We start from the raw sequence: 24,869 nt of genomic DNA, 5'->3' as shown, positions 1-24,869 counted from the left end.
GGCGTCCTTGTGGGCAGGCTCTGAGTGTTTGGCTGGATGTAACGACCACGGGCAACGACATGACGGGGGCAGCAGTGAACGACGAAATCCAGGGTCACACGGACGGCACCGGTCCCGGCACGGATCGCATGGATCCCGGCGCCGAACGCACCGCCCGCCGGGACGAAGCCGTCCGGGCCGCCGTGGAGCAGGGGCTCCTGGGACCCGGCGCTCCCATCGCCGCGCTCCTGGACGTCGCCGGTATCCGGGAGTCGGCGGCGGCGCTGCGGGCCGCGTTCGACGCGGTGACGGCACCCGGGACGCCCGTGCTGCACGCGTTCGCCGTGAAGGCGAGTCCGCTCGTCCCGGTGCTGCGACTGCTGCACGACGAGGGCATCGGCGCGGAGGTGGCGAGCCCGGGTGAGCTGGCCCTCGCGCGGGCGGCGGGCGTACGGCCGGAGCGGACGGTGCTGGACGCTCCCGCGAAGACGCCGGCGGAGTTGCGGGAGGCGCTGGCGCTGGGGATCGCCGTGAACGCGGACAATCCGCAGGAGCTGGAGCGCATCGACGCGCTCATGCGGTCCGCCACCAGCCGCTCCCCGCTCGGCATCCGGGTCAATCCGCAGATCGGCGGCGGGTCGATCGCCGCGCTCTCCACGGCGACCGCGACCTCGAAGTTCGGGGTGGCGCTGCGGGACGAGGGGGCGCGGGAGTGGGTGGTGCGGGCGTTCGCGGAGCGGCCGTGGCTGACCCGGCTGCACGCGCACACCGGGTCGCAGGGCATCCCGCTGGCGTTGCTGGCGCGGGGTGTCGCGGAGACGTACGAGCTGGCGGAGGAGATCAACGCGCGGCTCGGACGGCGGCAGATCGACACGCTCGACATCGGCGGCGGCCTGGGCGTGAACTTCGGTTCGGACGCGACGACCCCGACGTACGCGCAGTACGCGCGGCTGCTGCGGGAGGCGGTGCCGGGGCTGTTCGACGGGCGGTACGGGCTGGTGACCGAGTTCGGGCGGTCGATGCTGGCCAAGCAGGGCACGGTGGTAGCCCGGGTCGAGTACACGAAGAGCGCCGGCGGGCGGCCGATCGCGATCACCCACGCGGGCGTGCAGGTCGCGACGCGGACGGTGTACGCGCCGCAGTCGTGGCCGCTGCGGATCGCCGCCTACGACGGGAAGGGGCGGCCCAAGTCGGGGGCGGACGTGGTGCAGGACGTCGCCGGGCCCGCGTGCTTCGCGGGTGACCTGCTGGCCGAGGGACAGGCGTTGCCCTTGCTGGAGCAGGGTGACTACGCGGCGGCGCTGGACACCGGGGCGTACTACTTCGCGACGCACTACGCCTACAACTCCCTTGCCCGGCCCGGGGTTTACGGCTTCGTGCCGGACGGTGCCGGGGGCATGGCGTTCGCGACCGTGCGGGAGCCGCAGACGGTGGCGGAGATCGTGGCCGAATCCGGCGGGGCGCACGCCGCCGCGCTCACCACCCTGCGAGCGCCTGGGCGCCGTTGACGCACACCGGTGCGAGCAGGGTTCAACTGACCCATGCAACTCGTGTGAAAACGGGGTCAGTTGACCCACCTTAGTCACTCGAGGGCATGTTCCACTGGAAAATGCCAGATCCCTCACCCCTCGGCCACACGGTGCGTAGCTTCGTCGTCACTCAGCCGAACCGCAGGCGGGAGGGGAGCCACGGTGCCCGGAATCGACGAGTGCTTACTTGAGGCCATGCGACTGCCCGGTGCCCGGGGCGCCGCGCTGGTCGACTGGACGAGCGGGCTGGCCCTGGGGGTCGTCGGGGAGTCACCCGGCGGCGACCAGGAGGCCAGTGCCGCCGAGGCCGCCGAGCTGGCGCGGCTCGCGGCGGAGCACCGGGCGTTCGCGTCCGTCGGGGCGGACGGAGAGGAGGCCGACGATCCCCCGCTGGAGGATCTGATCGTCAGCAACCGGGACAGCTATCACGTGCTCCGGTTCGTGCGGACGTCGTTCGACAGCAGTGTGTTCCTGCATCTGTGGCTGGCCCGCGCGGAGGGCAATCTCGCGCTGGCCCGCATCCGGCTCGGCGAGATGGCCGGACGGCTGGTGCTGGGATGACCGCGGTCAAGGCCACGCCCACCACCCCGCCGCCCCGGCTGCCCGTGCGGGCCAAGGCCGACGCCGGCGAACGGGGCTGGGGCGGTGTCTCGCCGATGCTGACGCGGCTCGCCGCCGAGAAGGCCACCGGTGTCCTCGTCCGTGAGCGCGGCAGCCTCCATCTCGTGGACGGCCGGGTCGTGCACGCCGAAAGCCCGTCCGCCCCCGGCCTCGACCTCCTCCTCACCGCGCACGGCACGCTGCGCGCCGGTGCCTGGGAGGCCGCGGCCAAGGCGACCGACGACCGGCACGCCACGACCCGACTGCTGCTGGACGGCGGCCAGTTGAGCCCGGGCGCGCTGGAACTGTGCCACCTCGGGGCGCTGTACGACGCGGCGTACTTCGTGCTCGCGCCCAGCAGCACCCCGGGCCGTTTCCGCTACGGCGTCACGCATCCGCTCGGCTCCGTGCGGCCGGTTCCGGTGGCCGCACTGGAGCGCGAGACGCTGCGCCGCCGAGATCTGTTGCACCGCGTCTGGCCGGACGCGGCGACGGACGGCGCGCCGCTGGTGCGGGCCGACCCCGTCGCGCCCCCGCCGATCACCGCCCGGCAGGCGGCGGTGCTGGCGTGGGTGGACGGCGTCCGCACGGCGCCGGACATCGCGCGGGCGCTGGGGCGGCGGGCGTACCCCACGCTGCTGGACGTCCGGCGGCTGGTGTCGGCGGGGCTCGTGTCGCCCCGGCCGCGCCCGCCCGCCGCCAGTCCCCTGCCCGACGTCACCGACCCCGACATCACATTGCTGAAGAGGCTCAGAGATGCGCTGGAGGCCCTTTGAGTGGCAGCGAGCACGCGCCGAGAGGAGAGAGCCGATGGCCTCCGAGGCAGAGATCCTCGACGAGCTGCGCCGGTTGAGAGCCCGTGTGCCCCAGCTGACCGGGGCGCTGGCGGCGGGCGTCAACGGTCTCGTCCTGGCGCAGGACACCCCGGGCGTCGAGCCGGAGCGGGTGGCCGCGCTGACCGTGACGGCGCTCGGCGTGGCCGTACGGATGGCGGACGCGACCGGGCAGGGCGACTTCCGCGAGCTGATCGTGCGCGGGGTCTACGGCTATGTCGCGACCTACGCGGCGGGCCGGGGCGCCGTGCTCACCGTGCTCGCCCAGGACCGTGTCCACGTCGGCCGGCTGCTGCTGGAGGGCCGCCGCGCGGGGGCCCGGATCGGGGAACTGGTCGACGCCGAGGCGGCGGCCGCGGCCGAAGCCACCGCCCAAGCCACCGCCACCGCCACCGCCACATCCGCATCCGAGGAGCAGGCCGACGGGGCGCCCGCCAAGGCGCCCCCGAAAACCACCACCGCACGAACGAGAACAGCGCGCGCACCACGCACCACCACAGGCACCAACGCGCGCACCACCACGGAAAGTTGAACGGAACCAAAGGAGCACTGTCATGGCCAACACCGAAACCTCTCTCAAAGAGGCGCTGACCTCGATCGAGGGCGCGACCGGGGTCGCGCTCGTCGACTACACCAGCGGTATGGCGCTCGGCACGATGGGCGGCAGCAAGACCTTCGACCTCGGCGTCGCCGCCGCCGGGAACACCGACGTCGTGCGCTCCAAGCTGCGCACGATGGAGCACCTCGGCCTGAAGGGCGAGATCGAGGACATCCTGATCACCCTGTCGAGCCAGTACCACCTGATCCGCCTGATCAAGGGCCGTGGTGGCAACGGCCTGTTCCTCTACCTGGTGCTGGACTCCACCCGCGCCAACCTGGCGATGGCCAGGCACCAGTTGAAGAGGATCGAGGCGGACCTGGAGGTCTAGCCCGACCCGAGGTCCAGCCCGGCCCCGGTCAGGCGAAGACGTCGCTGCGGCGGCGCGCCCCGCCCGGGGTCGCGTCGCCCGCGGCGATGCCGGTTGAACGGTAGCCCTTGACCGGCTTGCCGGCGGGGGCGCCGTGCCGCTTGTCCAGCCAGTCGACCCGGATCCACAGCAGTACGTCGTCGGCGCGCTCGCGGCGGCCCAGCCAGGCGGCCTTGAGACGCAGCCCGGTACCGGCACCGGCGAGCAGCATGCCGCCCGCCGCGGGCACGGCGAACCCACTGGCCAGCGCGAGGGCGAAGGCGAGGACGAGCCACCAGCGGTGGGCGCGACGCCAGTTCCGCGTGCTCACCGCACGGTCCTGGAGCACGTCGTGCTTCCCGGCCCGGGCGGCACCGCGGGCCAGCGCGGTGTAGCGCCTGCGGCGCGCGTACGACACCACGACCGCCGCGACGATGAACAGCGCGGCCCCGGCCATCACCCCGATCCGGCGCCCGGTGATACCGGGCAGCAGTACTCCGACACCCGCCGCCAGCACCCCGAACCACCACATCGGGGCAGCTCCGGCCCGTACGACGACTGCCACTCGGGCCAGCCCCTGGACTCTGCGATCTCCGCGTGCCACGTCCCGCCTCCTGGTCGTCCCGGCACAGCTCTGTCCGGCCGGGAGACTAGTGAGCGAACGTGAGACGAGTCTGAGAAGCCACCGGATGGGACAGGGTGTCTCACTCCACGAACAGCCCCCGCGCCGCCGCCCGCGCGTCGAACTCCTCAAGCCTCGCCTGCGCGTCCGGCAGGTCGTCGCACATCGCCTCCAGGAGGACGCGGCCCAGCAGCATCGGCGCGCAGGCCGTGTCGAAGGCGAGGCCGGTGCCGACGGCGGCCGGGATCAGCAGGTCGGAGACCTTGGCGACGGGTGCGAACGCGGAGTCCGCGACGGTGACGACGGTCAGGCCCGCCTCCCTCGCGTACGCCAGGGTGTCGACGACCTCGCGCGGATGGCGGGGCAGCGCGAAGCACAGCAGGGCGGTGGCGCCGGCGCGGACGGCCGCGTCGATCCGGTCGTGGATCATCGTGCCGCCCTCGTTGAGCAGCCGTACGTCCGGATGGACCTTGGCGGCGAAGTACGCGAAGCCGTACGCCTGGGAGGCCGCCGCGCGCAGGCCGAGGACGGGCAGCGGGCGCGAGGCGGCGAGCAGCCGGCCGGCCTTGGCGACCGGCCGGGGGTCGGCCAGTATCTCGGCGAGGTGCTTCAGGTTTTCGATCTCGGCTTCCACGGCCTGCTGGTACTCGTTGTACGACGCGGTGTCCGCGGTCGACTCGGCGGGTGCGACCTCGCGGAGGTGTTTGCGCAGCGCCGGGTAGCCGTCGAAGCCGAGGGCGACCGCGAAGCGGGTCACGGAGGGCTGGCTGACGCCGGCGAGTTCGGCGAGTTCGACGCTGGAGAGGAACGGCACGTCGGCGGCGCGGCGCACCATGCTGTGCGCGATGCGCCGCTGGGTCGGCGTGAGCCGGTGCCCCTCGAAGAGCGCCTGTAGCCGGGCGGCCGGGCTGTCGGTCACACCCACACTCCTGCCCACGGCCCCGTCCACAACCTCACCCACACTCCCGTCCTCGCTCTTCTCCACGCTCCCGTCCACACTCCTGTCCACGCTCATGACGTGCTCCCCCTCCAGATCTCGGTGAACCGGTCCAGCAGTCCTGCCGCCGCCGTCACATCGTCCGTGAGCGGCCGGTCCGCCGTCTCGTCGTCGAGCACCGATTCGGCCAGCTCCAGCGCGCGGCCGACCGGGAGTTCCGGGTCGGGCCGCAGGTCGCGCTGGCGCAACGCCCGTACGGCGGCGACGAGTTCGCAGCCGACGACGAGACGGTACGCGCGGCAGGCGCGCAGTGTCTGACGGGCGGCGAGCGAGGCGAAGCTGGCCTGTTCCTCGACGCCCCGGGAGAGTACAGCGTGCCCGAGCGAGGCGGGAGCCGAGAACGCGCGCAGGTCGCCGAGGGCGGCAGCGGCGGCGTACTCCAGGATCATCACGCCGGAGGACGCGGCCTCGTTGTCGGCGAGGAACGGCTTGAGACGGGTGAACGCGGGCTCGTTCAGCGAGGAGAGCCGGGACGTCGACAGCCGGGCCACCTGGGTGAGCGCGAGCCTGAAGTGGTCCAGGGCGAGGACGAGTTGGGCCTGGTAGAAGCCGCCGTGGTGGTAGGCGGTCATGTCCTCGGCGGAGATGAAGGGGTTCTCGGCGGCGGCGTTGATCTCGATCGCGAGCACCGCCTCCAACGCGTCCGCCGCGTCGTGCGCGGGCCCATGGATCTGCGGCAGACACCGGAAGCCGTACGGGTCCTGAATACGCCCGAGCGGAGGGGTCGGCCGGTCGGCGGCCCCGATCAACTCCCGCATCCGCCGGGCGACTTCGGTGGACCCCCGATGCGGCCGAGCGGCATGCACGGGCGCGGCATACGGCTCGTGCGACCCGTCGACGGCGAGCAGCGAGAGCGCCCCGACGACCTGGGTGGCCCCGATCAGCCCGCGCAACTCGTGCAGGGCGAGAGCGGACTGCCCCAGGGTGAGGGCGTTGCTGCTGATCAACGCCAACGCGTCGTTGTTGTCGAGGGGTTGGGGTTCGGGGACACCGGCGAGGGCATGGGGCTCTGGAACTCCAGTGAGGGCGTACTCGGGAACTCCGTTGCGGGCACGGGCACTTGAGGGCAGCGCGCCACGGCTGCCGGGCCCGGCGGCGTCGGGGCCCCCGGCCGTCCCGGCATCGCGGCCGGCAGAACCTCCCGTGCCTCGATCCCCGGCGCCCCGGCCGCCGGAGGTCCCAGCGCTCCGGCTACCGGAAATCTCCGCACCACGGCCACCGACCACCGCGGCATCGCGACTGCCGTGCCCCCTGGCACCAGGGCCCCCCGCGCCACTGCCGCCGGAACCTCCCGCGTCGCGGCCACCGGATTCCATCGCGTCGCGGCCGTCGAGCCCCTCAGCGCCAGGCTCCCCGAAGCCCCGCGAATCCCCGTCGCCGGAACCCTCGGCGCCAAGGCCGCCGGAAGTCCCCGCGCCCCGCCCGCCAGAACTCGCCGTACCCGGCTCGCCGCGCCCCTCGGCATCTCGCCCGCCGAAGACCACCCCGCCCGGCGCCCCGCCAACACCGTCCACACCCCGCCAGGGATGCTCCCCCACCAACGCCAGTCCCACCTGAGCCAGCGCGGCGATATCCCCCGTCCCCACCGAGCCGAACTCGTTGACGACCGGATACACCCCGTGCTCCAGCGCCTCGCACAGCGCCGTGACGACCGTCGGACGTAGTCCCGCGCCCCCGGCCAGCAACTGGTTCGCGCGGACCGCGAGCATCGCCCGCACTTCCCGGGCCGGAAGCTCGTCGCCGATCGCGCCCGCGTGGCTGCGCAGCAACCTCAGCCCGTGCTCGGCGGCCGCCTCCGTGGGCACGTCCTCGTTCCGGTTGGCGCCGACACCGGTCGAGCGGCCGTAGACGCGGCCGGTCGCGGCGATCTGGCGGGCCGCGTCCCAGGACTCGGTGGCGCGCTTCATCGCGTCGGTGCCGGGGACCGGCCGGGCGTCCCCGTCGGCGAGCCGGACGACGTCGGCGACCCCGAATCCGACGCCGTCGAGGACGACGAGGTCGGAGTTCCCGGACACCATCGCATCCGGGGTGTCCGCGATCTGAGACGACATATGGCGCCAAACTCCCCTCAATCAGGACACTCGATCTTGCCTGCCGGGCATCCGTTACCTCGGATTAACGCGGAGACATTGACAAACTATTCAGACACCGAGAACTCTGCATGACGTTATACAGCCGGGCAAGGGACAACTCATGATCCAGTTCGACGCGGTCCACAAACGCTTCCCCAACGGCACGACAGCAGTTCACGACCTCTCCCTGGAGATGCCGGAAGGCGGGGTCACCGTACTGGTCGGTTCCTCCGGTTGCGGCAAGACGACCACCCTTCGGATGATCAACCGGATGATCGACCCGACCTCGGGCGTCATCAAGGTCGGCGGCAAGGACGTCACCCAGCAGGACGCGGCCGAACTGCGCCGTTCCATCGGGTACGTCATCCAGCAGTCGGGCCTCTTCCCGCACCGCACGGTGCTGGACAACATCGCCACCGTGCCGCTGCTCCTGGGCCACGGCCGGAAGAAGGCCAGGGCCCGCGCGGCCGAACTGCTGGAGACCGTCGGCCTCGCCGCCGACGCCGGCAAGCGGTACCCGCACCAGCTCTCCGGCGGCCAGCAACAGCGCGTCGGCGTGGCCCGCGCGCTCGCCGCCGACCCGCCGGTGCTCCTGATGGACGAGCCGTTCGGCGCCGTGGACCCGGTGGTCCGCACCCAGCTCCAGGACGAACTGCTCAGGCTCCAGAAGGAGTTGAACAAGACCATCGTCTTCGTCACGCACGACGTCGACGAGGCCGTACGGCTCGGCGACCGCATCGCGATCTTCCGCACCGGCGGTCACCTCGTCCAGTGCGCGGCCCCCGCCGAACTCCTCGCCCGCCCGGCCGACGACTTCGTCGCCGACTTCCTCGGTGCCGAGCGCGGCCTCAAGCTGCTCTCGCTGAAGACCCTCGCCGAGGTCCCGCAGGGCCCTGCCCCCGAGGGCGGCACCTGGACGCTCGTACTCGACGAGGCCCGCAAGCCCCTCCACTGGGCGACCAAAGCCGCGGACGGCGCCGAGATCCCCGTACGACCGCTGACGGACGGCGACTCCCTGCTCGCGGCCCTCAACGAGTCCGTCGCCTCCCCGAACGGTCTGATCGCCCGTGTCGACGCGGCCGGCGTCCTCACCGGCGTCTCGTCCCGCGACGACATCCACACCCACGCGGGCCAGGCGCACGCCGAGGCGAGGGTCGCGGCATGACGATCGACTGGTCGTGGATCGGCGACCACACCGACGACCTCACGAGCCTCACGTTCTCGCACCTCCAGGCCGCGATGACCGCCGTCTTCCTCGGCCTGCTGATCTCGCTCCCGCTGGCCGTGGTCGCCCACCGGGTCCGCCCGCTGCGCGGCTTCCTGCTCGGCCTCTCGAACGTGCTCTTCACGATCCCGTCGATCGCGATCTTCGTGCTCCTGCTCCCGATCAGCGGCCTCACCCGCACCACCACCGTGATCGGCCTGACGGTCTACACGCTGGTCGTGCTGCTGCGGAACACGGTCGAGGGCCTCGACTCGGTCCCCGCGAAGACGAAGGAGGCCGCGAAGGCGATGGGCACGCGCCCCCTGCGCACGCTCCTCACCGTCGAACTCCCCCTCGCGCTCCCGGTGATCATGGCGGGCGTCCGTATCGCCACCGTCATGTCGATCTCGCTCGTCTCGGTCGCGACCTACATCGGCGACGGCGGCCTCGGCCAGCTCTTCACCGACGGCTTCCAGCGCGACTTCCCGACGCCGGTGATCGTGGGCGTGGTCCTCACCCTGCTGCTCGCCGTGGTCGCGGACGCGGCCCTGGTCGCCCTCCAGTACGTACTCACCCCATGGACGAGGCGGCGAGCCTGATGTTCGAACTCTTCAAGAACCTCGGCAAGTGGCTGACCAGCGGCTCCCAGTGGGCCGGTTCGGACGGCATCGCGCACCGCCTCGCCGAGCACCTCCAGTACTCGCTCCTCGCGACCCTCATCGCGGCCGCGATCGGCCTCCCGCTCGGCCTGCTGATCGGGCACACCGGCAAGGGCGCGTTCCTCGCGATCAACCTCGCCTCCTTCGGCCGCGCGCTGCCGACCGTGGGCCTGGTCGTCCTCGTCTTCCTCGCCAGCGGCCTGTCGATGTGGCCGGTGTACATCGCGCTGGTCGCCCTCGCGGTCCCGTCGATCGTGACGAACACCTACGCCGGGATGACGGCCGTGGACCCGGACGTGAAGGACGCGGCACGCGGGCAGGGCATGCGCGGCCACCAGGTCCTGTTCCAGGTCGAGTTGCCCCTCGCGCTCCCCCTGATCATGACCGGCCTGCGCCTCGCCCTCATCCAGGTGGTGGCCACCGCCACGATCGCCGCCTACGTCTCGTTCGGCGGCCTGGGCCGCTACGTCTTCGACGGACTCGCCCAGCGCGACCTCGTGCAGGTGCTCGGCGGGGCGGTGCTCGTCGCGCTCGTCGCCATCGTCCTGGACCTCGGCCTCTCCGGCCTCCAGCGCCTCCTCTTCCGCCACCGCACCGCCTAGGGAAACCGGGAACTCCGAAATGAACCGTCGCACCCTCCTCGGCGCCCTCGCCGGAACGGCCGTCGCCGTCCCCCTCCTGTCCTCCTGCGCGGGCGGCGTCACCTCCCTGGACGGCGGGGGCTCCGCCGGCGGTGGCAGCGCCTCCAGCAAGAACGGCGTCACCATCGGCACCGCCAACTTCACCGAGAACCAGGTCCTCGGCTACCTCTACGCCGCCGCCCTCGAAGCGGCCGGCGTGAAGGTCAAGGTCCGCCCCAACCTCGGCACCCGCGAGATCGTCTTCCCCGCCCTCAAGAGCGGCGACATCGACCTCCTCCCCGAGTACCAGGGCTCCCTGCTCACCTACCTCCAGCCCAAGTCCAAGGTCGCGGAGGCGGGCGAGATGCAGAACGCCCTCACCCTCGCCCTCCCCTCCGGCCTCCAGGTCCTGCCCTACGGCATCGCCGAGGACGCGGACTGCTTCGTCGTCACCCGCGCGACCGCCAGGAAGTACGGCCTGACCTCGCTGGCCGACCTGGCGAAGCACAACGGCAAGCTGACCCTCGGCGCCTCCGCCGAGGTGAAGACCCGTCAGGTGGGCGTCGTAGGGCTGAAGGACGTGTACGGCGTGGAGTTCAAGGAGTTCAAGTCCCTTGATTCCGACGGGCCGTTGGTGAAGGGCGCGCTGAAGAAGGGTGATGTGGACGTGGCGAACCTGTTCACCACCGACACCGACATCAAGGCCAACGACTGGGTCGTCCTGACCGACCCCAAGACCCTGATCCCCAGCCAGCACATCGTCCCGCTCATCGCCGACCGCGTGGCCGACCCGACGGTCCGCAAGGCCCTGGCCCGCGTCGGCAACCTCCTCACCACGGCCCAGCTGACCGAGCTGAACCGCCAGGTGGACAAGGACAAGAAGGACCCGGAGGACGTGGCGAACACGTACGCGAAGCAGCACGGCATCACGAAGTAGTCGCCGGGCGAAGTAATGACCGGTCGATGATCTGACGACGAATCACCCAAGCGTCGTTAAATCGGCACTCTGGGTAACTAGGCGCATGCGTAGGGTGATTTCACGCTCACCACCTGAGGAAACGCATGGCCTCGAACCGCAGGGCCTTTCTGACGGCCACCGCCGTCGGCGCGCTGGCCGCCACCCCTACGACCGCCACCGCCGCCGTCGGCCCACAATCCCACCCGACCACCGCCTCCGCCGCGCTCGCCGAACTCCTGGACGGCAACCGCCGCTACGCCACCGACCACTCCCGCCACCCGGACGAGAGCCGCCGGCTGCGCCGTCAACTGGCCACCGCACAGCACCCGTTCGCGGTGATCGTCGGCTGCATCGACTCCCGGGTGCCGCCGGAGCTGGTCTTCGACCAGGGCCTCGGCGACCTGTTGTGCATAAGGACGGCCGGCGAGGTCCTGGACGAGGCGGTGCTCGCGTCCATCCAGTACGGGGTGGAGGAACTGCGCATCCCCCTGGTGCTGGTGCTCGGCCACGAGCGCTGCGGCGCGGTGGCGGCGACCCTCGCGCACCTGGACACCGGCGCCCCCGTCCCCGGCCATCTCGCCCTTCTCGTGGACGAGATCAGCCCGGCCGCGCGCCGCACCCGCGCCCTGCCCGGCGACTGGGCCGAGCACACCATGCGGGCCCACACGGCCTGGGTCAGGGACGCGATCCGCGCCGACCCCGCCTTCACCTCGGCGCATGTCGTCGCGGCGCGCTTCGACCTCGACACGGGGCTCGTGTCGCTGCTGCCGTAGCCCCAACTCCCCACGACGACAAACCTGTTGGGCCCCTCACCACTCGCCACTCTCCACTCCCCCACGCTCCTGACGCGAAGAAGCTCATGACCATGAACGGCGTGCTCTCCGTCCTGCCCTCCCCCGCCGACTTCCGCACCATGACCCGCGCCCCGCGCCGCGACCTCCTGTGCGGCCTCACCGTCGCCGTCGTAGCACTCCCCCTGGCCCTCGGTTTCGGGGTCACGTCCGGTCTCGGCGCCGCCTCCGGCCTGATCACCGCGATCGTCGCGGGCTCCCTCGCCGCGCTGTTCGGCGGCTCCGCGCGCCAGGTCAGCGGCCCGACCGGCGCGATGACCGTGGTCCTCGTCCCGATCGTCCACGAGTACGGCGCGAACGGCGTCCTGACGGTCGGTCTGATCTCCGGCGTCATGCTCCTCGTGCTCGCCTTCGCCCGCGCGGGGGCGGCGATGGCGTACGTCCCCGCACCCGTGATCGCCGGTTTCACGATCGGCATCGCGTGTGTGATCGGGCTCCAGCAGGTGCCGTCGGCGCTGGGCGTGCCCACCCCGAGCGGTGACCAGGTCGCGGTGGTCGCGGCCCGGGCGGCGGAGGAGTTCGACGCGACCCCGCACTGGGCCGCCCTCCTGCTCGCCCTCGGCTCGGCGGCGCTGATGCTGGCCGGGGCGCGCTGGAAGCCGACGGTTCCCTTCTCCCTGGCGGCAGTTGCCGTGGCGACCGTCGTCTCGGAGGCCCTGCACCTGCACGTCACCCGGCTGGGCACACTCCCGTCCTCGATCCCGGCCCCGTCCCTCGCCTTCCTGGACGTCTCCCGCGTCCCGTCCCTCCTGCTCCCGGCAGCGGCGGTAGCGGCGCTGGCCGCCCTGGAGTCCCTGTTGTCCGCCTCGGTCGCGGACGCGATGCGCCCCGGTGAGCGCCACGACCCCGGCAAGGAACTCTTCGGCCAGGGCATCGCCAACCTCGCGGCCCCCCTCTTCGGCGGTGTCCCGGCGACCGGCGCCATCGCCCGCACCGCGGTCAACGTCCGCACCGGCGCCACCTCCCGCCTGGCCGCCCTCGCGCACGCCGTGATCCTCGCCGGGATCGTCGCGGTCGCGGCGCCGCTGGTGGGCCGTATCCCCCTGGCCGCGCTGGCCGGGGTGCTGCTCGCGACCGCGATCCGCATGGTGGAGACGGACGCGGTCCGCGCGATGGCCCGCTCGACGCGCGGCGACGCCCTGGTCCTGGTCCTCACGGCGGCCGGCACCCTCGCCCTCGACCTGGTGCGGGCGGTACTGATCGGCCTCGGTGTCTCGGTCCTGCTCGCCCTGCGCGCGGCGATGCGCGGCACCCGCCTCGCCCCCGCCACGACCGACGAACTCCCCACCGCCACCGGCACGGTGACCTACCGCTTCGACGGCCCGCTCCTGTTCGCCGCCGCCCACCGCTTCCGCCGCGGCCTGGCCGACGTCCAGGACGTGACCGCCGTGGACCTACGGCTGTCAGGGCTGACGGCGGTGGACGCGACGGGTGCGCTCGCGCTGAAGGACGCGGTGGGCGAGCTGCGGGACCGGGGTATCGAGGTCAGCATCACGGGTGTCGAGCACGGTCATCGCCGGGTGCTGGAGTCGCTCGGGGTGCTCCCGGTGAACCCGACGTCCAACAGGGGGGCTATCCCCAGTGCAGCGAGCGCTGCGGCTCCCTAATCTGAGTCGCATGACGGGAATGGATGCGAACGACGTCGAACTCAAGAAGGAACTCAACGCCACCCTGCAAGCGCGCAGGGAACTGGGCGACGAGTACGAGTCGGCGCTGGTCGACTCGTTCCTGGAGAAGGTCGACCAGCGGATCGACGGCGCGGTGGAGCGCCGGGTGCGCCGGCAGATGGCCGAGCAGCAGATGGTGGTGGCCCGCGGCTCGCGCGGACCGAGGGCTGCCAACGACTCCTGGGGCGAACGCTTCGGTTTCGGCATCGTCTCGATGGTCCTGGCGATCCCGCTGTCCGCGATCGGCGGCGGCATCGCCCATCTCCCCGGCCTGCTGGTGGCCTGGGCCGGCATCGTCGGCGTCAACGCCGTCCAGGCCGCCCGCACCAACCCGGGGCTCTTCGGCGGCCGGCGCCGCGGGTCCTCCCAGGACAGCGAGTGGGAGGGCTGACCGTCCCGGTCACGCCTGGCGGGTCGGCAGCACCATGATCTGCCGCAGGTTGACGTGCCGGGCGCGGCTCGCCGCGTAGGCCACGACGTCGGCGACCTCCTCGGGCGCCAGCCAGCCCAACTGCTCCAGCATTCCGTCCAGTTGACCGGCCAGCTCGGCGCTGTCGATGTGCGTGGCCAGCTCGGTCTCCGTCAACCCCGGCTCGACGTTGGTGACTCGTACGTCCCGGGGCCCGAACTCGGTGCGCAGCGACTGCGAGAGATACGTGACCGCGGCCTTGGTCGCCCCGTACACCGCGTAGGTGGGGAACGGGATGTGCGCGCCGATCGACGAGATGTTCACCAGGTCCGCGGTACGGCCTTCCCCGGCCGCCGCCACCAGATCGCCGGTGAAGGCGCGGATGACACGCAGGACGCCGGTGACGTTGGTGTCGAGCATCCGCTGCCACTCGTCGATACGCCCGTCGTCGACGGGGTTCGGCAGCATGACACCGGCAGCGTTGACGACCAGGTCGACGGTCCCGAACGCCTCGTGCACGGTCGCGGCGGCCCGCTCCACGGCCGCGTCGTCGGTGACATCGGCGACGACCGCGAGGGCCTGTCCCCCGTCCGCCCGGATCTTCCCCGCGACCGCCTCCAGCCGCTCCCCGCGCCGGGCCAGCAGCGCCACCCGCGCCCCGTTCGCGGCGAGTTGAACGGCGACGGCCTGGCCGATCCCACTGGCGGCCCCGGTGACGACGGCGGTACGTCCGGCCAGATTCTCGTACGACATGAGGTGCTCCTCGGTGAGGTGACCGCCGGGGCGTTTCCCCGGCGACACCCACCACACTGGTCCGGCGCGTCGGGGCTACCCAGGGATGCGTTTTTCCTGGGTCTGCCAGTACCAGGTTCGAAGGCAGCCGAAGGTGTGGTGTCGTGATCGCCCCAGGTTCACCACCACCGCCCTCCCAGCCAGACCGCCGCACGGCGCCCAAAGCTCCATGACAGCCGATAATCGACGCCTACACTTCCGTCATGGATCGGACTGACCGGCGGATCGTTCAATGCCTGCTGCGCGACGGGCGGTCGTCCTTCCGGCGTATCGCCGAGGTGGCCGAGGTCTCCGAGCAGACCGTGGCCCGCCGCTACCGCACCCTGGTCGCCGACGGCGCCGTCCGCGTGCGTGCCCTGCCCCGCCACGCGCTGCTCGGCGACCGGACCTGGTTCGTCCGGGTCCGGTGCCGCCCCGACGCCACCGATGCCCTGGCGGACGCGCTGGCCGCGCGCGAGGACACCGCCTACGTCAGCGTCACCTCCGGCGGCTCCGAGATCGTGTGCCAGACCCACACCGGCCTCCGCGACCAGGGCGGATCGGTGCTGCAACGCCTGCCGCACACCGCCAGGGTGCTGGGCTTCGACGCGTGTGCGGTCATGCACATGTACCTGGGCAGCGGCGCCAAATGGCTCGCTTTCGACGACCCGCTCACCGAGGACCAGGCGGCCCTGCTCCACGCCTCCGACCAGCAGCAGCGCGCCACCGTAAGCGGGACGGTCCAGGACATCGGCAACACGGGAGCACCGCGCGAGCAGGACGGCCCGCTGATGGCCGAACTCGCCCGCGACGGGCGCGCCGGAGTCGTCGAACTCGCCCGCGCCTGCGGCTGGTCGAAGTCCCGGGTCTCCGCGCGCCTGGAGGAACTGCTGGCGGCGGGCGCCCTGCGCGTCGCCGTGGACCTGGCCTACCCGCGCTTCGGTTTCCACGCCCCCGCCTACCTGTGGCTCACCGTCGCCCCCGGTCGGCTGAACGCCACCGGCGAGGCCCTCTCCGCCCACCCCGAGACCACCTTCGCCGCGGCCGTCACCGGGTCCGCCAACCTCCTGGTGACCGTCACCTGCCGCACCATGGACGACCTCTACTCCTACGTCACCACCAAGGTCGGCGCCCTCGACGCGGTCCACCAGGTCGACGTCGTCCCGGTCCTGCACCGCCTCAAACAGGCGGGCACCCGACTCCGCGACGGCCGCCTGATCCCGACCTGACCGGCATCGAGGCGATGCACGATACGCCGGTCCGGCCGGTCCATGACGGAAGTACAGGACGTCTTGATCTCCCCCATTGGAGGTTCGGCACGCTTCAGCCGTGATCGGCTGTTGGTTCCGCCAGCGCGGCGGCACTGTTGAGACCCACCCCCGAGTGTGTGCTCAGCAAGGAGTTCACGATGAGCGACGTACTTCCCGGCGGCACCCTGCGCCTGTCCGAGACCCTGACCGTGACCCGCGTCGGCTACGGCGCCCTCCAACTGGCCGGGCCCATGGCCTACGGCCCGCCCCGCGACCGCGACGAGGCCCTGGCCGTCCTGCGCGCCGCGGTCGAGGCGGGCATCACCCACCTCGACACCAGCGACTACTACGGCCCGCATCTGGTGAACGGGCTGGTCCGTGAGGCCCTGCACCCCTATCGCGAGGGCCTGCGCATCGCCACCAAGGTCGGCGCGCGCCGCACGGCCGAGCGCGGTTGGCCCGCGGCGCTGTCGCGCCCGGAGCTGGTGCGGGCCGTCCACGACAACCTGGACCACCTGGGTCTGGAGGTGCTGGACCTGGTGAATCTGCGGATGACCGACACCCTGGCCGCGCAGGACATCGTCAAGCCGTTCACGGTCCTGGCCGAACTGCGCGAACAGGGCCTGATCCGCGATCTGGGCGTCAGCAACGTCAGCGCGGAGCAGGTCGAGGCCGCGCGGCGGATCGCACCGGTGGTCGCCGTGCAGAACCACTACAACGTCGCCTTCCGCCAGGACGACGCCCTGGTGGACCGGTGCGCCGAGCAGGGCATCGCGTTCGTGCCGTTCTGGCCGCTGGGCGGGTTCCGGCCGTTGCAGGCCAGGGCGCTGGAACAGGTCGCGGCCGAACTCGGCGCCACAGCACGGCAGATCGCCCTCGCGTGGCTGCTGCACCGTTCCCCCACGATGCTGCTGATCCCTGGCACCTCGACCCGCGCCCACCTCGCCGAGAACATCGCCGCCGCGACGATCGGTCTGTCCGCGGAGACGCTGCGCACCCTGGACGCCATCGCCGCCACCGCCAACTGAGCTCCAACTCCCCCATCCCTTCCTGGAGTTCGCCGCAATGCCGCAATCACCCGCCGCCCGTCACCGCACGCTGGTCCTGTCCGGAAGCCTGCGCGCCGGGGCCGTCACCACCCAGGTCGCCCACGCGGCCGTGGCCCAGGACCACCCCGGGCACGAGGTGGTCCTGGCCGCCGCCCTGGACCAACTGCCCCTGTTCAACGAGGACTTGGACACCGATCCCGCCCCGCCCGGCGTGGCCGCCCTGCGGGCCCAGGTCAGCTCCGCGGGCAGCCTGCTGTCCTGAGCCCGGTCAACAACGCCAGCATCTCGGCCGCCCTGAAGAACGCCCTGGACTGGCTCTCCCGCCCCCGCGACGACTCGCCCCTCGCCGGAAAGCCCGCCACCGGTCTGGTCATCGGCTACCACTCCCACGGTGCGGAAGCCCACCTGGAGACGATCCTCCGCGCCACCGGCGCCCACACCACCCCCTCCCCGATCCCCGTGCTGAGCCCGCACACCCTCAACGGGAACCGGGCCGCCCACGACCCGAAGGCCACCACCGCCGTGGCCCAGGCCCTCGCCGCCCTCTCCCCGCCTCGAACGCGGCACTAGCATCGAGCCCATGGACGGGGAAATCGGAGACTTCCTGCGCTCGCGCCGGGCTCGAATCCAGCCCGAGGAGGTGGGGCTGCCCTCGCACGGTCGCCGCCGCGTACCCGGGCTGCGCCGCGAGGAGGTCGCGCAGCTGGCCGGAGTGAGCGTCGACTACTACATCCGCCTGGAACAGGGCCGCGGGCCGAGTGTCTCGGACGCGGTGCTCGACGCCGTCGCCCGCGTCCTGCGCCTGGACGACACGGAACACGACTACTTGCGTACGGTGGCCCGCCCTCGGCGCAAGAAGAACGGGACGCCCGCGCCCCGGGTCCGCCCCGGTGTCCAGTTGCTGCTCGACGGCATGGAGCGGATGCCGGCGTTCGTCCTGGGACGCCGGATGGACGTGCTCGCGTGGAACGCGCTCGCCGACGCGCTGAGCGGCTTCAGCGCCATGCCCGCCGCCGTCCGCAACATCCCGCGCCATGTGTTCCTCGACCCGGCCTCGCGCGACCTCTACCCCGACTGGACCGCCGTCGCCGCCCAGGCCGTGGCGAACCTGCGGGTGGACTCGGGCCGGCACCAGGGAGACACCGACCTGTGCGCCCTGGTCGGCGAACTCTCCGTCAGGAGCGAGGACTTCCGCCGCCTGTGGGCCGACCACGAGGTCAAGGAGTGCGCCTACGGTGTGAAGCGCATCCGGCACCCGGTCGCGGGCCTGCTGACGTTGCCGTACGAAACACTCGCGGTACCGGGGGAGTTGGACCAGACGATCGTGGTCTACACACCGGAGCCGGGTTCGGAGACGGCGGAGCGCCTTGCGCTGCTGGGGAGTTGGGCCACGGCGGGGCCATAGAAAAGCTATGCGCGGGGACCGCCGCACCCCCCGTTGCCGGGAGGGCGGGACGACGGCGGTCCCCGCGAGGGACGCGTGCCGGGTCAGGGCCGGGCGTGCGCGTCCTAGGCGTCGGTGGAGGTCCGGGAGCCGCTCCGGAGGTCCGTGACGCCGTTTTTGTGTCGGCGAGGCGGGGAGCCGCTCCCGCCCTGCCGACATCCACTAATGTGCCCGACGCTTGTTAAGCGGGTGCTGCGTGGACGTGACGCGCTCGTACCACTTCCGCGAAGTCCACCGTTTTGGTGGGCAACCGCAAAGTCGCCGTCGACACGGCCCGTTCACCGGACGTTTCCTACTGCTTGCCGCCCTTGGCGAGGAAGGACAGCAGGTCCTGCCGGCTGATGACCCCGGTCGGCTTGCCCTCGACCAGGACGATCGCCGCGTCGGCGCCGCCCAGCACGGTCATCAGGTCGCCCACCGGCTCACCGGAGCCGACCTGCGGCAGCGGGGCCGACATGTGCTTCTCCAGCGGGTCGGTCAGCGAGGCGCGCTGGGTGAACAGGGCGTCCAGCAGCTCGCGTTCGACGACGGAGCCGACGACCTCGGCCGCCATGACGTCGGGGTGACCGGCGCCCGGCTTCACGATCGGCATCTGCGAGACGCCGTACTCGCGCAGCACCTCGATGGCCTCACCGACCGACTCCTCCGGGTGCATGTGCACGAGGGACGGGATGGCGCCGTGCACCTTGTCGTTGAGGACGTCGGCGACGCGGGCGCTGGGACCCTCGTCCTCCAGGAAGCCGTAGTCGGCCATCCACTCGTCGTTGAAGATCTTCGAGAGGTACCCACGCCCGCTGTCGGGGAGGAGGACGACCACGACGTCGTCCGGCCCGAGCCGCTCGGCCACCCGCAGAGCGGCCACGACGGCCATCCCGCAGGAGCCGCCGACGAGCAGCCCCTCCTCCTTCGCCAGCCGGCGCGTCATCTGGAAGGAGTCCTTGTCGGACACGGCGACGATCTCGTCCGCGACGGTCCGGTCGTAGGCGGTCGGCCAGAAGTCCTCACCGACGCCCTCGACGAGATACGGCCGCCCGGAGCCGCCGGAGTAGACGGAGCCCTCGGGGTCGGCGCCGACGACCTGGACCCGGCCCTCGCTGGCGTCCTTGAGGTAGCGCCCGGTGCCGGAGATGGTGCCGCCGGTGCCGACGCCCGCGACGAAGTGGGTGATCTTCCCCTCGGTCTGCTGCCACAGCTCGGGGCCGGTCGAGTGGTAGTGGGAGAGCGGGTTGTTGGGGTTGGAGTACTGGTCCGGCTTCCAGGCGCCCGGCGTCTCACGGACCAGGCGGTCGGAGACGTTGTAGTACGAGTCCGGGTGCTCGGGGTCCACGGCGGTCGGGCACACGACCACTTCGGCGCCGTACGCGCGCAGCACGTTGATCTTGTCGGTGGACACCTTGTCGGGGCACACGAAGATGCAGTGGTACCCCTTCTGCTGGGCGACGATGGCCAGGCCGACGCCGGTGTTGCCGCTGGTCGGCTCGACGATGGTGCCGCCGGGCTGGAGCTCCCCGCTCTTCTCGGCCGCCTCGATCATGCGCAGCGCGATGCGGTCCTTCACGGATCCGCCGGGGTTGAAGTACTCCACCTTGGCCAGAACGGTCGCCTGGATGCCCGCGGTCACACTGTTGAGCCTCAGCAGCGGAGTGTTGCCGACGAGGCTGATCATCGAGTCGTGGAATTGCACCGTTGTCTCCGGTTGCTGCAAAGAAGTGGTCGTTATGGGTCATGCCAGCCTAAGGCCCGGAAATGACGTTCACCGCCCGTTGAGATTGGGCGACGTGCTGTTCGGGGCAAGGAGTGGATGACGGCTACGAGGAGGTGGCGGCGACGTATGACGAGGATGTCGAGGGCGCGGGTGGCCCGGCGGATCGCGGCCGGTGCGGCGTACGGCGGTGGCGGGGTCGGACTGGTGGGCGCGGCGGCCATCGGGCTGGTGCTGGCCGAGGTCCGCTTCGTGAAGCGCCATGTGGGCAACGGCCATGCGCCGGGCGGCAACCATGTGCCCAGCGCGGACGGCAGGTACGGCCACGGCTACGACACCCCGGGTGAACCCCCGATCCGGCTGACCATGCTCGGCGACTCCACGGCGGCGGGCCAGGGTGTCCACCGGGCGGCCCAGACCCCGGGCGCGCTGCTGGCCTCGGGCCTGGCCGCGGTCGCGGAACGCCCGGTCGAGCTGCACAACGTGGCCCTCCCGGGCGCCCAGTCCGACGACCTGGACCGCCAGGTGGCCCTCGCCCTCGCGGACACCACCCGGGTGCCCGACGTCTGCGTGATCATGATCGGCGCGAACGACGTCACCCACCGCATGCACCCGACCCGCTCGGTCCGCCACCTCTCGGCGACGGTACGGCGGCTGCGCACGGCCGGCGCCGAGGTGGTCGTCGGCACCTGTCCCGACCTGGGGACGGTGGAGCAGGTCCAGCAGCCGCTGCGCTGGCTGGCCCGCCGGGCGTCCAGACAGCTGGCGGCGGCCCAGACGATCGGCACGGTCGAGCAGGGCGGGCGCACGGTGTCGCTGGGCGACCTGCTGGGCCCCGAGTTCGCGGCGAACCCGCGCGAGCTGTTCGGCCCGGACAACTTCCACCCCTCGGCGGAGGGCTACGCGACCGCCGCGATGGCCGTCCTCCCGACCGTGTGCGCCGCGCTGGGCCTCTGGCCGGCCGAGGAGGACCGCCCGGACGCGTCCCGCCGCGAGGGCTTCCTGCCGGTGGCACGAGCGGCCGCGGAGGCGGCTTCGGAGCCGGGCACGGAGGTCACGGCGGCGATGCCCACGGGGCCGCGGGGGCCGTGGGCTCTCCTGAAGCGCCGGAAGAGGCGCCGGGTCCCGGAACCGGAGGCGGCACCCTCCAGCCCGTCCGGCGTTTGAGGACGAGGCCGTTCAGGCCGATGGGGGTCTGGGGGCGCAGCCCCCAGGGAGGCCCACCCCCACCGGCCCGCCCGCTCGTCCGCCGGAGGCCCAAGCAAGCGCTTAGAAAACTGCGGTCAGGGTCACACAGCGATCCCCGTGACCTGTGCCATACGTGCGGGTAACTTCCCAAGAAAGCCGTGCCAGTCCCCGCACATACGCCAATGGAGCCGTGATGCCCGAAGCCGTCATCGTCTCGACCGCCCGCTCCCCCATCGGCCGCGCCGTCAAGGGCTCCCTCAAGGACCTGCGCCCCGACGACCTCACCGCCACGATCATCCAGGCCGCCCTCGCCAAGATCCCCGAGCTGGACCCGAAGCTCATCGAGGACCTGATGCTCGGCTGCGGCCTCCCCGGCGGCGAGCAGGGCTACAACCTCGGCCGGATCGTCGCCGTGCAGATGGGCATGGACCATCTGCCGGGCTGCACGATCACCCGTTACTGTTCGTCGTCCCTCCAGACCAGCCGCATGGCCCTGCACGCCATCAAGGCCGGCGAGGGCGACGTCTTCATCTCGGCCGGCGTCGAGATGGTCTCGCGCTACGCCAAGGGCAGCTCGGACGGCCTCCCGGGCACCACGAACCCGGTCTTCGGCGAGGCGCAGGCCCGCACCGCCGCCACCGCCGCGTCCGAGGGCTCCAGCTGGCACGACCCGCGCGAGGACGGCCTGCTCCCCGACCCGTACATCGCGATGGGCCAGACCGCGGAGAACCTCGCCCGCATCAAGGGCGTCACCCGCCAGAACATGGACGAGTTCGGCGTCCGCTCGCAGAACCTCGCCGAGGAAGCCATCAAGAACGGCTTCTGGGAGCGCGAGATCACCCCGGTCACGCTGCCCGACGGCACGGTCGTCAGCAAGGACGACGGGCCGCGCGCCGGCGTCACCCTGGAGGGCGTCTCCGGCCTGAAGCCGGTGTTCCGCCCCGACGGCCTGGTCACGGCCGGCAACTGCTGCCCGCTGAACGACGGCGCCGCCGCGGTGGTCATCATGAGCGACACGAAGGCCCGTGAGCTCGGCCTCACGCCCCTCGCCCGGATCGTGTCGACCGGTGTCTCCGGCCTCTCCCCCGAGATCATGGGCCTCGGCCCGGTCGAGGCGTCCAAGCAGGCGCTGGGCCGCGCCGGTCTCACCGTCGACGACATCGACCTGTTCGAGATCAACGAGGCGTTCGCCGCCCAGGTGATCCCGTCCTACCGCGACCTGAACATCCCGCTGGAGAAGCTGAACGTGAACGGCGGCGCGATCGCCGTCGGCCACCCCTTCGGCATGACCGGCGCCCGCATCACCGGCACGTTGATCAACTCCCTCCAGTTCCACGACAAGCAGTTCGGTCTGGAGACGATGTGCGTCGGCGGCGGCCAGGGCATGGCGATGGTCATCGAGCGCCTCAGCTGACCAACTCCCCGTAATCACACGGGAACTTTGCGTCACCATCAGGCCCGGAACCCAGTAACCACCTGGGTTCTGGGCCGATTTGTGATCCAATCTCCCCCAGGATGTGACCTATCTCCCTTCGGAGAGGGATTTTCCCAGGTCAGGACCGTTTCACCACCAAACATCGGGCCCAAAGTCCTGCCCGTTTCGTGACGTTACGCACTGACAGCTGGTTAGTCCGCCCTTCAAGCTGATGTAGGAAGTCGGGGGTCGACTTTGAACCGGGAGTACGTCAGTGAGCGCCATGCCGATCGCTTTGCTGCTCACCACGGCCGCCACAGGCGCCGTGGGCGTCGCCGTCCTGCGCACCCTCTTGGTGCTCCGTCGACAGGTGGCGGACCTGCACACCGAACTGGCCGAGGGCCGGGCCGCCGCCGTACGGGCGCTCGTGCCCGCCGCCCGCAACCATGCCGACGCGGATGAGATACGCGCCGCCGTGGCCGAGGCGCTGGCCGAGGAGCGGGAGCGGGAACTTGCCGAGGCGCGGGCCTTCTGGGCCGCCCAGGAAGCCCGCGACACCGAGGTGCCGACCCTGCTGGGTCTGCCCGACAGCGAGCTGTTCCTGCCCCGCCAGAGCGACTTCGTGGGCCTCGAACCGCTGGAGCCGGTCACCGAGTTCTCCGCGGACGCCGACGAGTTCGCCGGCGAGTCCCCCGAACTGGCCGCGGCCCGCCGCCGCCACCCGTCCCACCCGGACTTCGTCCCGGCCCAGTCGCCCGTAGCGAACGACCACGAACGCACGGTGGCGACGCTGGAGGAGCTGGCCGAGGCCGCCGTGGAACTGGCCGACGTCCGCCCCGGCCCCCTGGGCACCCTCGACGTGTACGTCTTCGTCGACGGCACCACCCTCTGCATGACCCCGGGCCACCGCGAAACCGCCGAACGCCTCGCAGCGGCCCTCCGCGCCGGCGAAACCCCGTTCCTCCTGGGCGGCTCCGGAATCTCGGGCGCCTACACCCTGACCTTCGCGTGCGGCGAGGAGAACGTGTACATCCTGGCGGACAGGGTCATAGCGTCCCTTTGATTTTCTGGGGTGCACCGGTTCGTTGTCGGGTGCGGGTCGGCGGGGGCTGGTCGCGCAGTTCCCCGCGCCCCTAAAAGAGACAGCGGGCGTGCGTTTTTAGGCGCGCGGTTCCACGCGTCCCTGAAAACCCACGGCGGGCCCGCGTCTTTAGGGGCGCGGGGCTGTGTCATTTTGCGGCTCCGCCGCGCGGGCGCGACCACCACGACAGACCGCAAGCCACAAACGGCGGGCCAGCGGGTTTCAGGGGCGCGGGGAACTGCGCGACCAGCCACGACGCACCCGCAGCCGCCGACGCACCTCAGACCCCCGCCCTCTTCTGCGCCTCCGCAACCAACTCCACCGCCCGCTCGACCTCGGCGTCATTCACCAGCACAACCGCCAAGTCATGCACAGCGACGGTGATTTGATCGGCGGCGGCGAACATCCCCGCATCCGGCATCTCCCGAGCCACCCCCAGGGGATCCTCAACCCGCTGCGCCCACAGGGCAAACTCCCTGGCCAGCCCCAAAGCCTCCGCGGCAGCGCCCCGTTGCAACCGGCTCTGCGGCGCGGCCCTGAGCCGGTCCGCAAAGTGATCCACCGCTTGAGTCAACCGCGTCGTATCCACCACGCCGCGAGACTACGCGCCGTACCGGGACTGTTGCCAACGGGCGAACGCTCAGGCACGGTGACCTGAAGGACCGGCTTACACCCCATGCGTCCGGAGGCGCCGATGTCCCAAGTGTTCTCCCAGGAGACCCATCGCAACATGCTCGCCCGCATCCCCCATTGCACCGGTCGTGAAGTATCCGACTGGCTGCGCACCGTCGACGAAGGCCCCGCCCTCTTCCGCTTCGAGGAGAAGGTCAGCTGGCTCCGCGCCGAGCACGACCTCGCGTACGGCCACGCCAAGGCGATCATTCACGAGTACGACCTGAGGAGGGCCGCGCGCAAACTGCTCTAGGCGCGCACCACAGACCGACTCATCACGGACATGACGAAGGGCCCCGGGAACGAACCCGGGGCCCTTTCGCGCAAACCGCTTGCCGCCGCTTGCCGCCG

The 24,869-nt window shown here is 71.7% G+C and carries 26 protein-coding genes and 1 pseudogene; 21 read left to right on the top strand and 6 right to left on the bottom strand.

Annotated elements, in window-relative coordinates; translation table 11 throughout:
- Positions 1-128 precede the first annotated feature (128 nt).
- The 5 genes from OG714_RS30205 to OG714_RS30185 all read left to right on the top strand — a co-directional run bounded on the left by OG714_RS30205 (position 129) and on the right by OG714_RS30185 (position 3,870).
- Positions 129-1,487 (top strand): diaminopimelate decarboxylase, encoded by a 1,359-nt coding sequence (locus OG714_RS30205; protein ID WP_406132008.1) that lies wholly within the window; start codon positions 129-131, stop codon positions 1,485-1,487.
- Between the two features lie 183 nt (positions 1,488-1,670).
- Positions 1,671-2,069: a hypothetical protein gene (locus tag OG714_RS30200; RefSeq protein WP_406125679.1), complete on the top strand. Its 399-nt coding sequence runs from the start codon at positions 1,671-1,673 to the stop codon at positions 2,067-2,069.
- Positions 2,066-2,884: a transcriptional regulator gene (locus OG714_RS30195; RefSeq protein WP_406125677.1), complete on the top strand. Its 819-nt coding sequence runs from the start codon at positions 2,066-2,068 to the stop codon at positions 2,882-2,884. The genes OG714_RS30200 and OG714_RS30195 overlap by 4 nt, the downstream gene beginning before the upstream one ends.
- 34 nt (positions 2,885-2,918) lie before the next feature.
- Positions 2,919-3,473 (top strand): roadblock/LC7 domain-containing protein, encoded by a 555-nt coding sequence (locus tag OG714_RS30190; RefSeq protein WP_406125675.1) that lies wholly within the window; start codon positions 2,919-2,921, stop codon positions 3,471-3,473.
- A gap of 22 nt (positions 3,474-3,495) precedes the next feature.
- Positions 3,496-3,870: a hypothetical protein gene (locus OG714_RS30185; RefSeq protein ID WP_329251083.1), complete on the top strand. Its 375-nt coding sequence runs from the start codon at positions 3,496-3,498 to the stop codon at positions 3,868-3,870.
- Positions 3,871-3,898: 28 nt separating this feature from the next.
- On the opposite strand, the gene OG714_RS30180 is transcribed toward OG714_RS30185, so the two are convergent.
- The 3 genes from OG714_RS30180 to OG714_RS30170 all read right to left on the bottom strand — a co-directional run bounded on the left by OG714_RS30180 (position 3,899) and on the right by OG714_RS30170 (position 7,558).
- A complete protein-coding gene (locus tag OG714_RS30180; protein WP_406125674.1) occupies positions 3,899-4,492 on the bottom strand; it encodes a hypothetical protein in 594 nt (197 codons plus the stop codon).
- A gap of 100 nt (positions 4,493-4,592) precedes the next feature.
- A complete protein-coding gene (locus OG714_RS30175) occupies positions 4,593-5,525 on the bottom strand; it encodes a MurR/RpiR family transcriptional regulator (protein WP_406125673.1) in 933 nt (310 codons plus the stop codon).
- Positions 5,522-7,558, bottom strand: a complete 2,037-nt coding sequence (locus tag OG714_RS30170; RefSeq protein ID WP_406125671.1) for an aromatic amino acid ammonia-lyase — start codon at positions 7,556-7,558, stop codon at positions 5,522-5,524. Before OG714_RS30170 ends, OG714_RS30175 begins: the two co-directional genes overlap by 4 nt.
- Before the next feature lie 142 nt (positions 7,559-7,700).
- Here OG714_RS30170 and OG714_RS30165 point away from each other — a divergent pair, with 142 nt between their 5' ends.
- The 7 genes from OG714_RS30165 to OG714_RS30135 all read left to right on the top strand — a co-directional run bounded on the left by OG714_RS30165 (position 7,701) and on the right by OG714_RS30135 (position 13,929).
- Positions 7,701-8,744: an ABC transporter ATP-binding protein gene (locus tag OG714_RS30165; RefSeq protein ID WP_406125669.1), complete on the top strand. Its 1,044-nt coding sequence runs from the start codon at positions 7,701-7,703 to the stop codon at positions 8,742-8,744.
- Positions 8,741-9,382 carry an ABC transporter permease gene (locus OG714_RS30160; RefSeq protein ID WP_406125667.1) on the top strand — a complete coding sequence of 214 codons (642 nt, stop codon included), beginning with the start codon at positions 8,741-8,743 and terminating at the stop codon, positions 9,380-9,382. Before OG714_RS30165 ends, OG714_RS30160 begins: the two co-directional genes overlap by 4 nt.
- Positions 9,382-10,044, top strand: a complete 663-nt coding sequence (locus tag OG714_RS30155) for an ABC transporter permease (protein WP_406132007.1) — start codon at positions 9,382-9,384, stop codon at positions 10,042-10,044. Before OG714_RS30160 ends, OG714_RS30155 begins: the two co-directional genes overlap by 1 nt.
- 19 nt (positions 10,045-10,063) lie before the next feature.
- Positions 10,064-10,999, top strand: coding sequence for an ABC transporter substrate-binding protein (locus OG714_RS30150; RefSeq protein WP_406125665.1), 936 nt, complete (start codon positions 10,064-10,066; stop codon positions 10,997-10,999).
- A 125-nt stretch (positions 11,000-11,124) separates the two neighbouring features.
- Entirely contained in the window at positions 11,125-11,793 is a 669-nt protein-coding gene (locus OG714_RS30145; RefSeq protein WP_406125663.1) for a carbonic anhydrase, read from the top strand.
- 86 nt (positions 11,794-11,879) lie between these two features.
- The gene (locus OG714_RS30140; protein ID WP_406125661.1) at positions 11,880-13,478 is read left to right on the top strand and encodes a SulP family inorganic anion transporter; all 1,599 of its coding nucleotides are present in this window, start codon (positions 11,880-11,882) and stop codon (positions 13,476-13,478) included.
- Positions 13,479-13,497: 19 nt separating this feature from the next.
- Positions 13,498-13,929, top strand: a complete 432-nt coding sequence (locus tag OG714_RS30135) for a hypothetical protein (protein WP_406132005.1) — start codon at positions 13,498-13,500, stop codon at positions 13,927-13,929.
- A 9-nt stretch (positions 13,930-13,938) separates the two neighbouring features.
- Here OG714_RS30135 and OG714_RS30130 read toward each other — a convergent pair whose 3' ends face one another.
- On the bottom strand, positions 13,939-14,700 hold the full coding sequence (locus OG714_RS30130) for an SDR family oxidoreductase (RefSeq protein WP_406125659.1): 762 nt from the start codon (positions 14,698-14,700) through the stop codon (positions 13,939-13,941).
- A gap of 242 nt (positions 14,701-14,942) precedes the next feature.
- On the opposite strand from OG714_RS30130, the gene OG714_RS30125 reads away from it, so the two are divergent.
- From OG714_RS30125 to OG714_RS30105, 5 genes and pseudogenes are all read left to right on the top strand, one after another.
- Positions 14,943-15,947 (top strand): Lrp/AsnC family transcriptional regulator, encoded by a 1,005-nt coding sequence (locus OG714_RS30125; RefSeq protein ID WP_406125658.1) that lies wholly within the window; start codon positions 14,943-14,945, stop codon positions 15,945-15,947.
- Positions 15,948-16,126: 179 nt separating this feature from the next.
- Positions 16,127-16,996: an oxidoreductase gene (locus OG714_RS30120; protein ID WP_406125656.1), complete on the top strand. Its 870-nt coding sequence runs from the start codon at positions 16,127-16,129 to the stop codon at positions 16,994-16,996.
- Between the two features lie 37 nt (positions 16,997-17,033).
- Positions 17,034-17,279: an NADPH-dependent FMN reductase gene (locus tag OG714_RS30115; RefSeq protein WP_406125654.1), complete on the top strand. Its 246-nt coding sequence runs from the start codon at positions 17,034-17,036 to the stop codon at positions 17,277-17,279.
- Positions 17,276-17,413: pseudogene (locus tag OG714_RS30110) on the top strand (NAD(P)H-dependent oxidoreductase); the annotation flags it as partial. The gene OG714_RS30115 and the pseudogene OG714_RS30110, both read left to right, overlap by 4 nt.
- Positions 17,414-17,597: 184 nt before the next feature.
- Positions 17,598-18,422 carry a helix-turn-helix transcriptional regulator gene (locus OG714_RS30105; RefSeq protein ID WP_406125652.1) on the top strand — a complete coding sequence of 275 codons (825 nt, stop codon included), beginning with the start codon at positions 17,598-17,600 and terminating at the stop codon, positions 18,420-18,422.
- A gap of 331 nt (positions 18,423-18,753) precedes the next feature.
- On the opposite strand, the gene OG714_RS30100 is transcribed toward OG714_RS30105, so the two are convergent.
- Positions 18,754-20,145: a cystathionine beta-synthase gene (locus OG714_RS30100; RefSeq protein ID WP_327403508.1), complete on the bottom strand. Its 1,392-nt coding sequence runs from the start codon at positions 20,143-20,145 to the stop codon at positions 18,754-18,756.
- A gap of 147 nt (positions 20,146-20,292) precedes the next feature.
- Here OG714_RS30100 and OG714_RS30095 point away from each other — a divergent pair, with 147 nt between their 5' ends.
- The 3 genes from OG714_RS30095 to OG714_RS30085 all read left to right on the top strand — a co-directional run bounded on the left by OG714_RS30095 (position 20,293) and on the right by OG714_RS30085 (position 23,828).
- Positions 20,293-21,330: an SGNH/GDSL hydrolase family protein gene (locus OG714_RS30095; protein WP_406125650.1), complete on the top strand. Its 1,038-nt coding sequence runs from the start codon at positions 20,293-20,295 to the stop codon at positions 21,328-21,330.
- Positions 21,331-21,544: 214 nt separating this feature from the next.
- Positions 21,545-22,765 carry an acetyl-CoA C-acetyltransferase gene (locus tag OG714_RS30090; RefSeq protein ID WP_406125648.1) on the top strand — a complete coding sequence of 407 codons (1,221 nt, stop codon included), beginning with the start codon at positions 21,545-21,547 and terminating at the stop codon, positions 22,763-22,765.
- Between the two features lie 274 nt (positions 22,766-23,039).
- Positions 23,040-23,828 (top strand): hypothetical protein, encoded by a 789-nt coding sequence (locus tag OG714_RS30085; RefSeq protein ID WP_406125646.1) that lies wholly within the window; start codon positions 23,040-23,042, stop codon positions 23,826-23,828.
- Between the two features lie 298 nt (positions 23,829-24,126).
- Here OG714_RS30085 and OG714_RS30080 read toward each other — a convergent pair whose 3' ends face one another.
- Positions 24,127-24,438: a hypothetical protein gene (locus tag OG714_RS30080; protein ID WP_406125645.1), complete on the bottom strand. Its 312-nt coding sequence runs from the start codon at positions 24,436-24,438 to the stop codon at positions 24,127-24,129.
- A 102-nt stretch (positions 24,439-24,540) separates the two neighbouring features.
- Here OG714_RS30080 and OG714_RS30075 point away from each other — a divergent pair, with 102 nt between their 5' ends.
- Positions 24,541-24,771, top strand: coding sequence for a DUF4287 domain-containing protein (locus OG714_RS30075; protein WP_026151524.1), 231 nt, complete (start codon positions 24,541-24,543; stop codon positions 24,769-24,771).
- The last annotated feature ends 98 nt before the right edge of the window (positions 24,772-24,869 follow it).

It is taken from the genome of Streptomyces sp. NBC_00989 (genome assembly GCF_045162655.1).
GTDB lineage: Bacteria > Actinomycetota > Actinomycetes > Streptomycetales > Streptomycetaceae > Streptomyces.
Note: the sequence above shows the minus strand (reverse complement) of the source record. Positions and strands in the feature narration are given on the sequence as shown.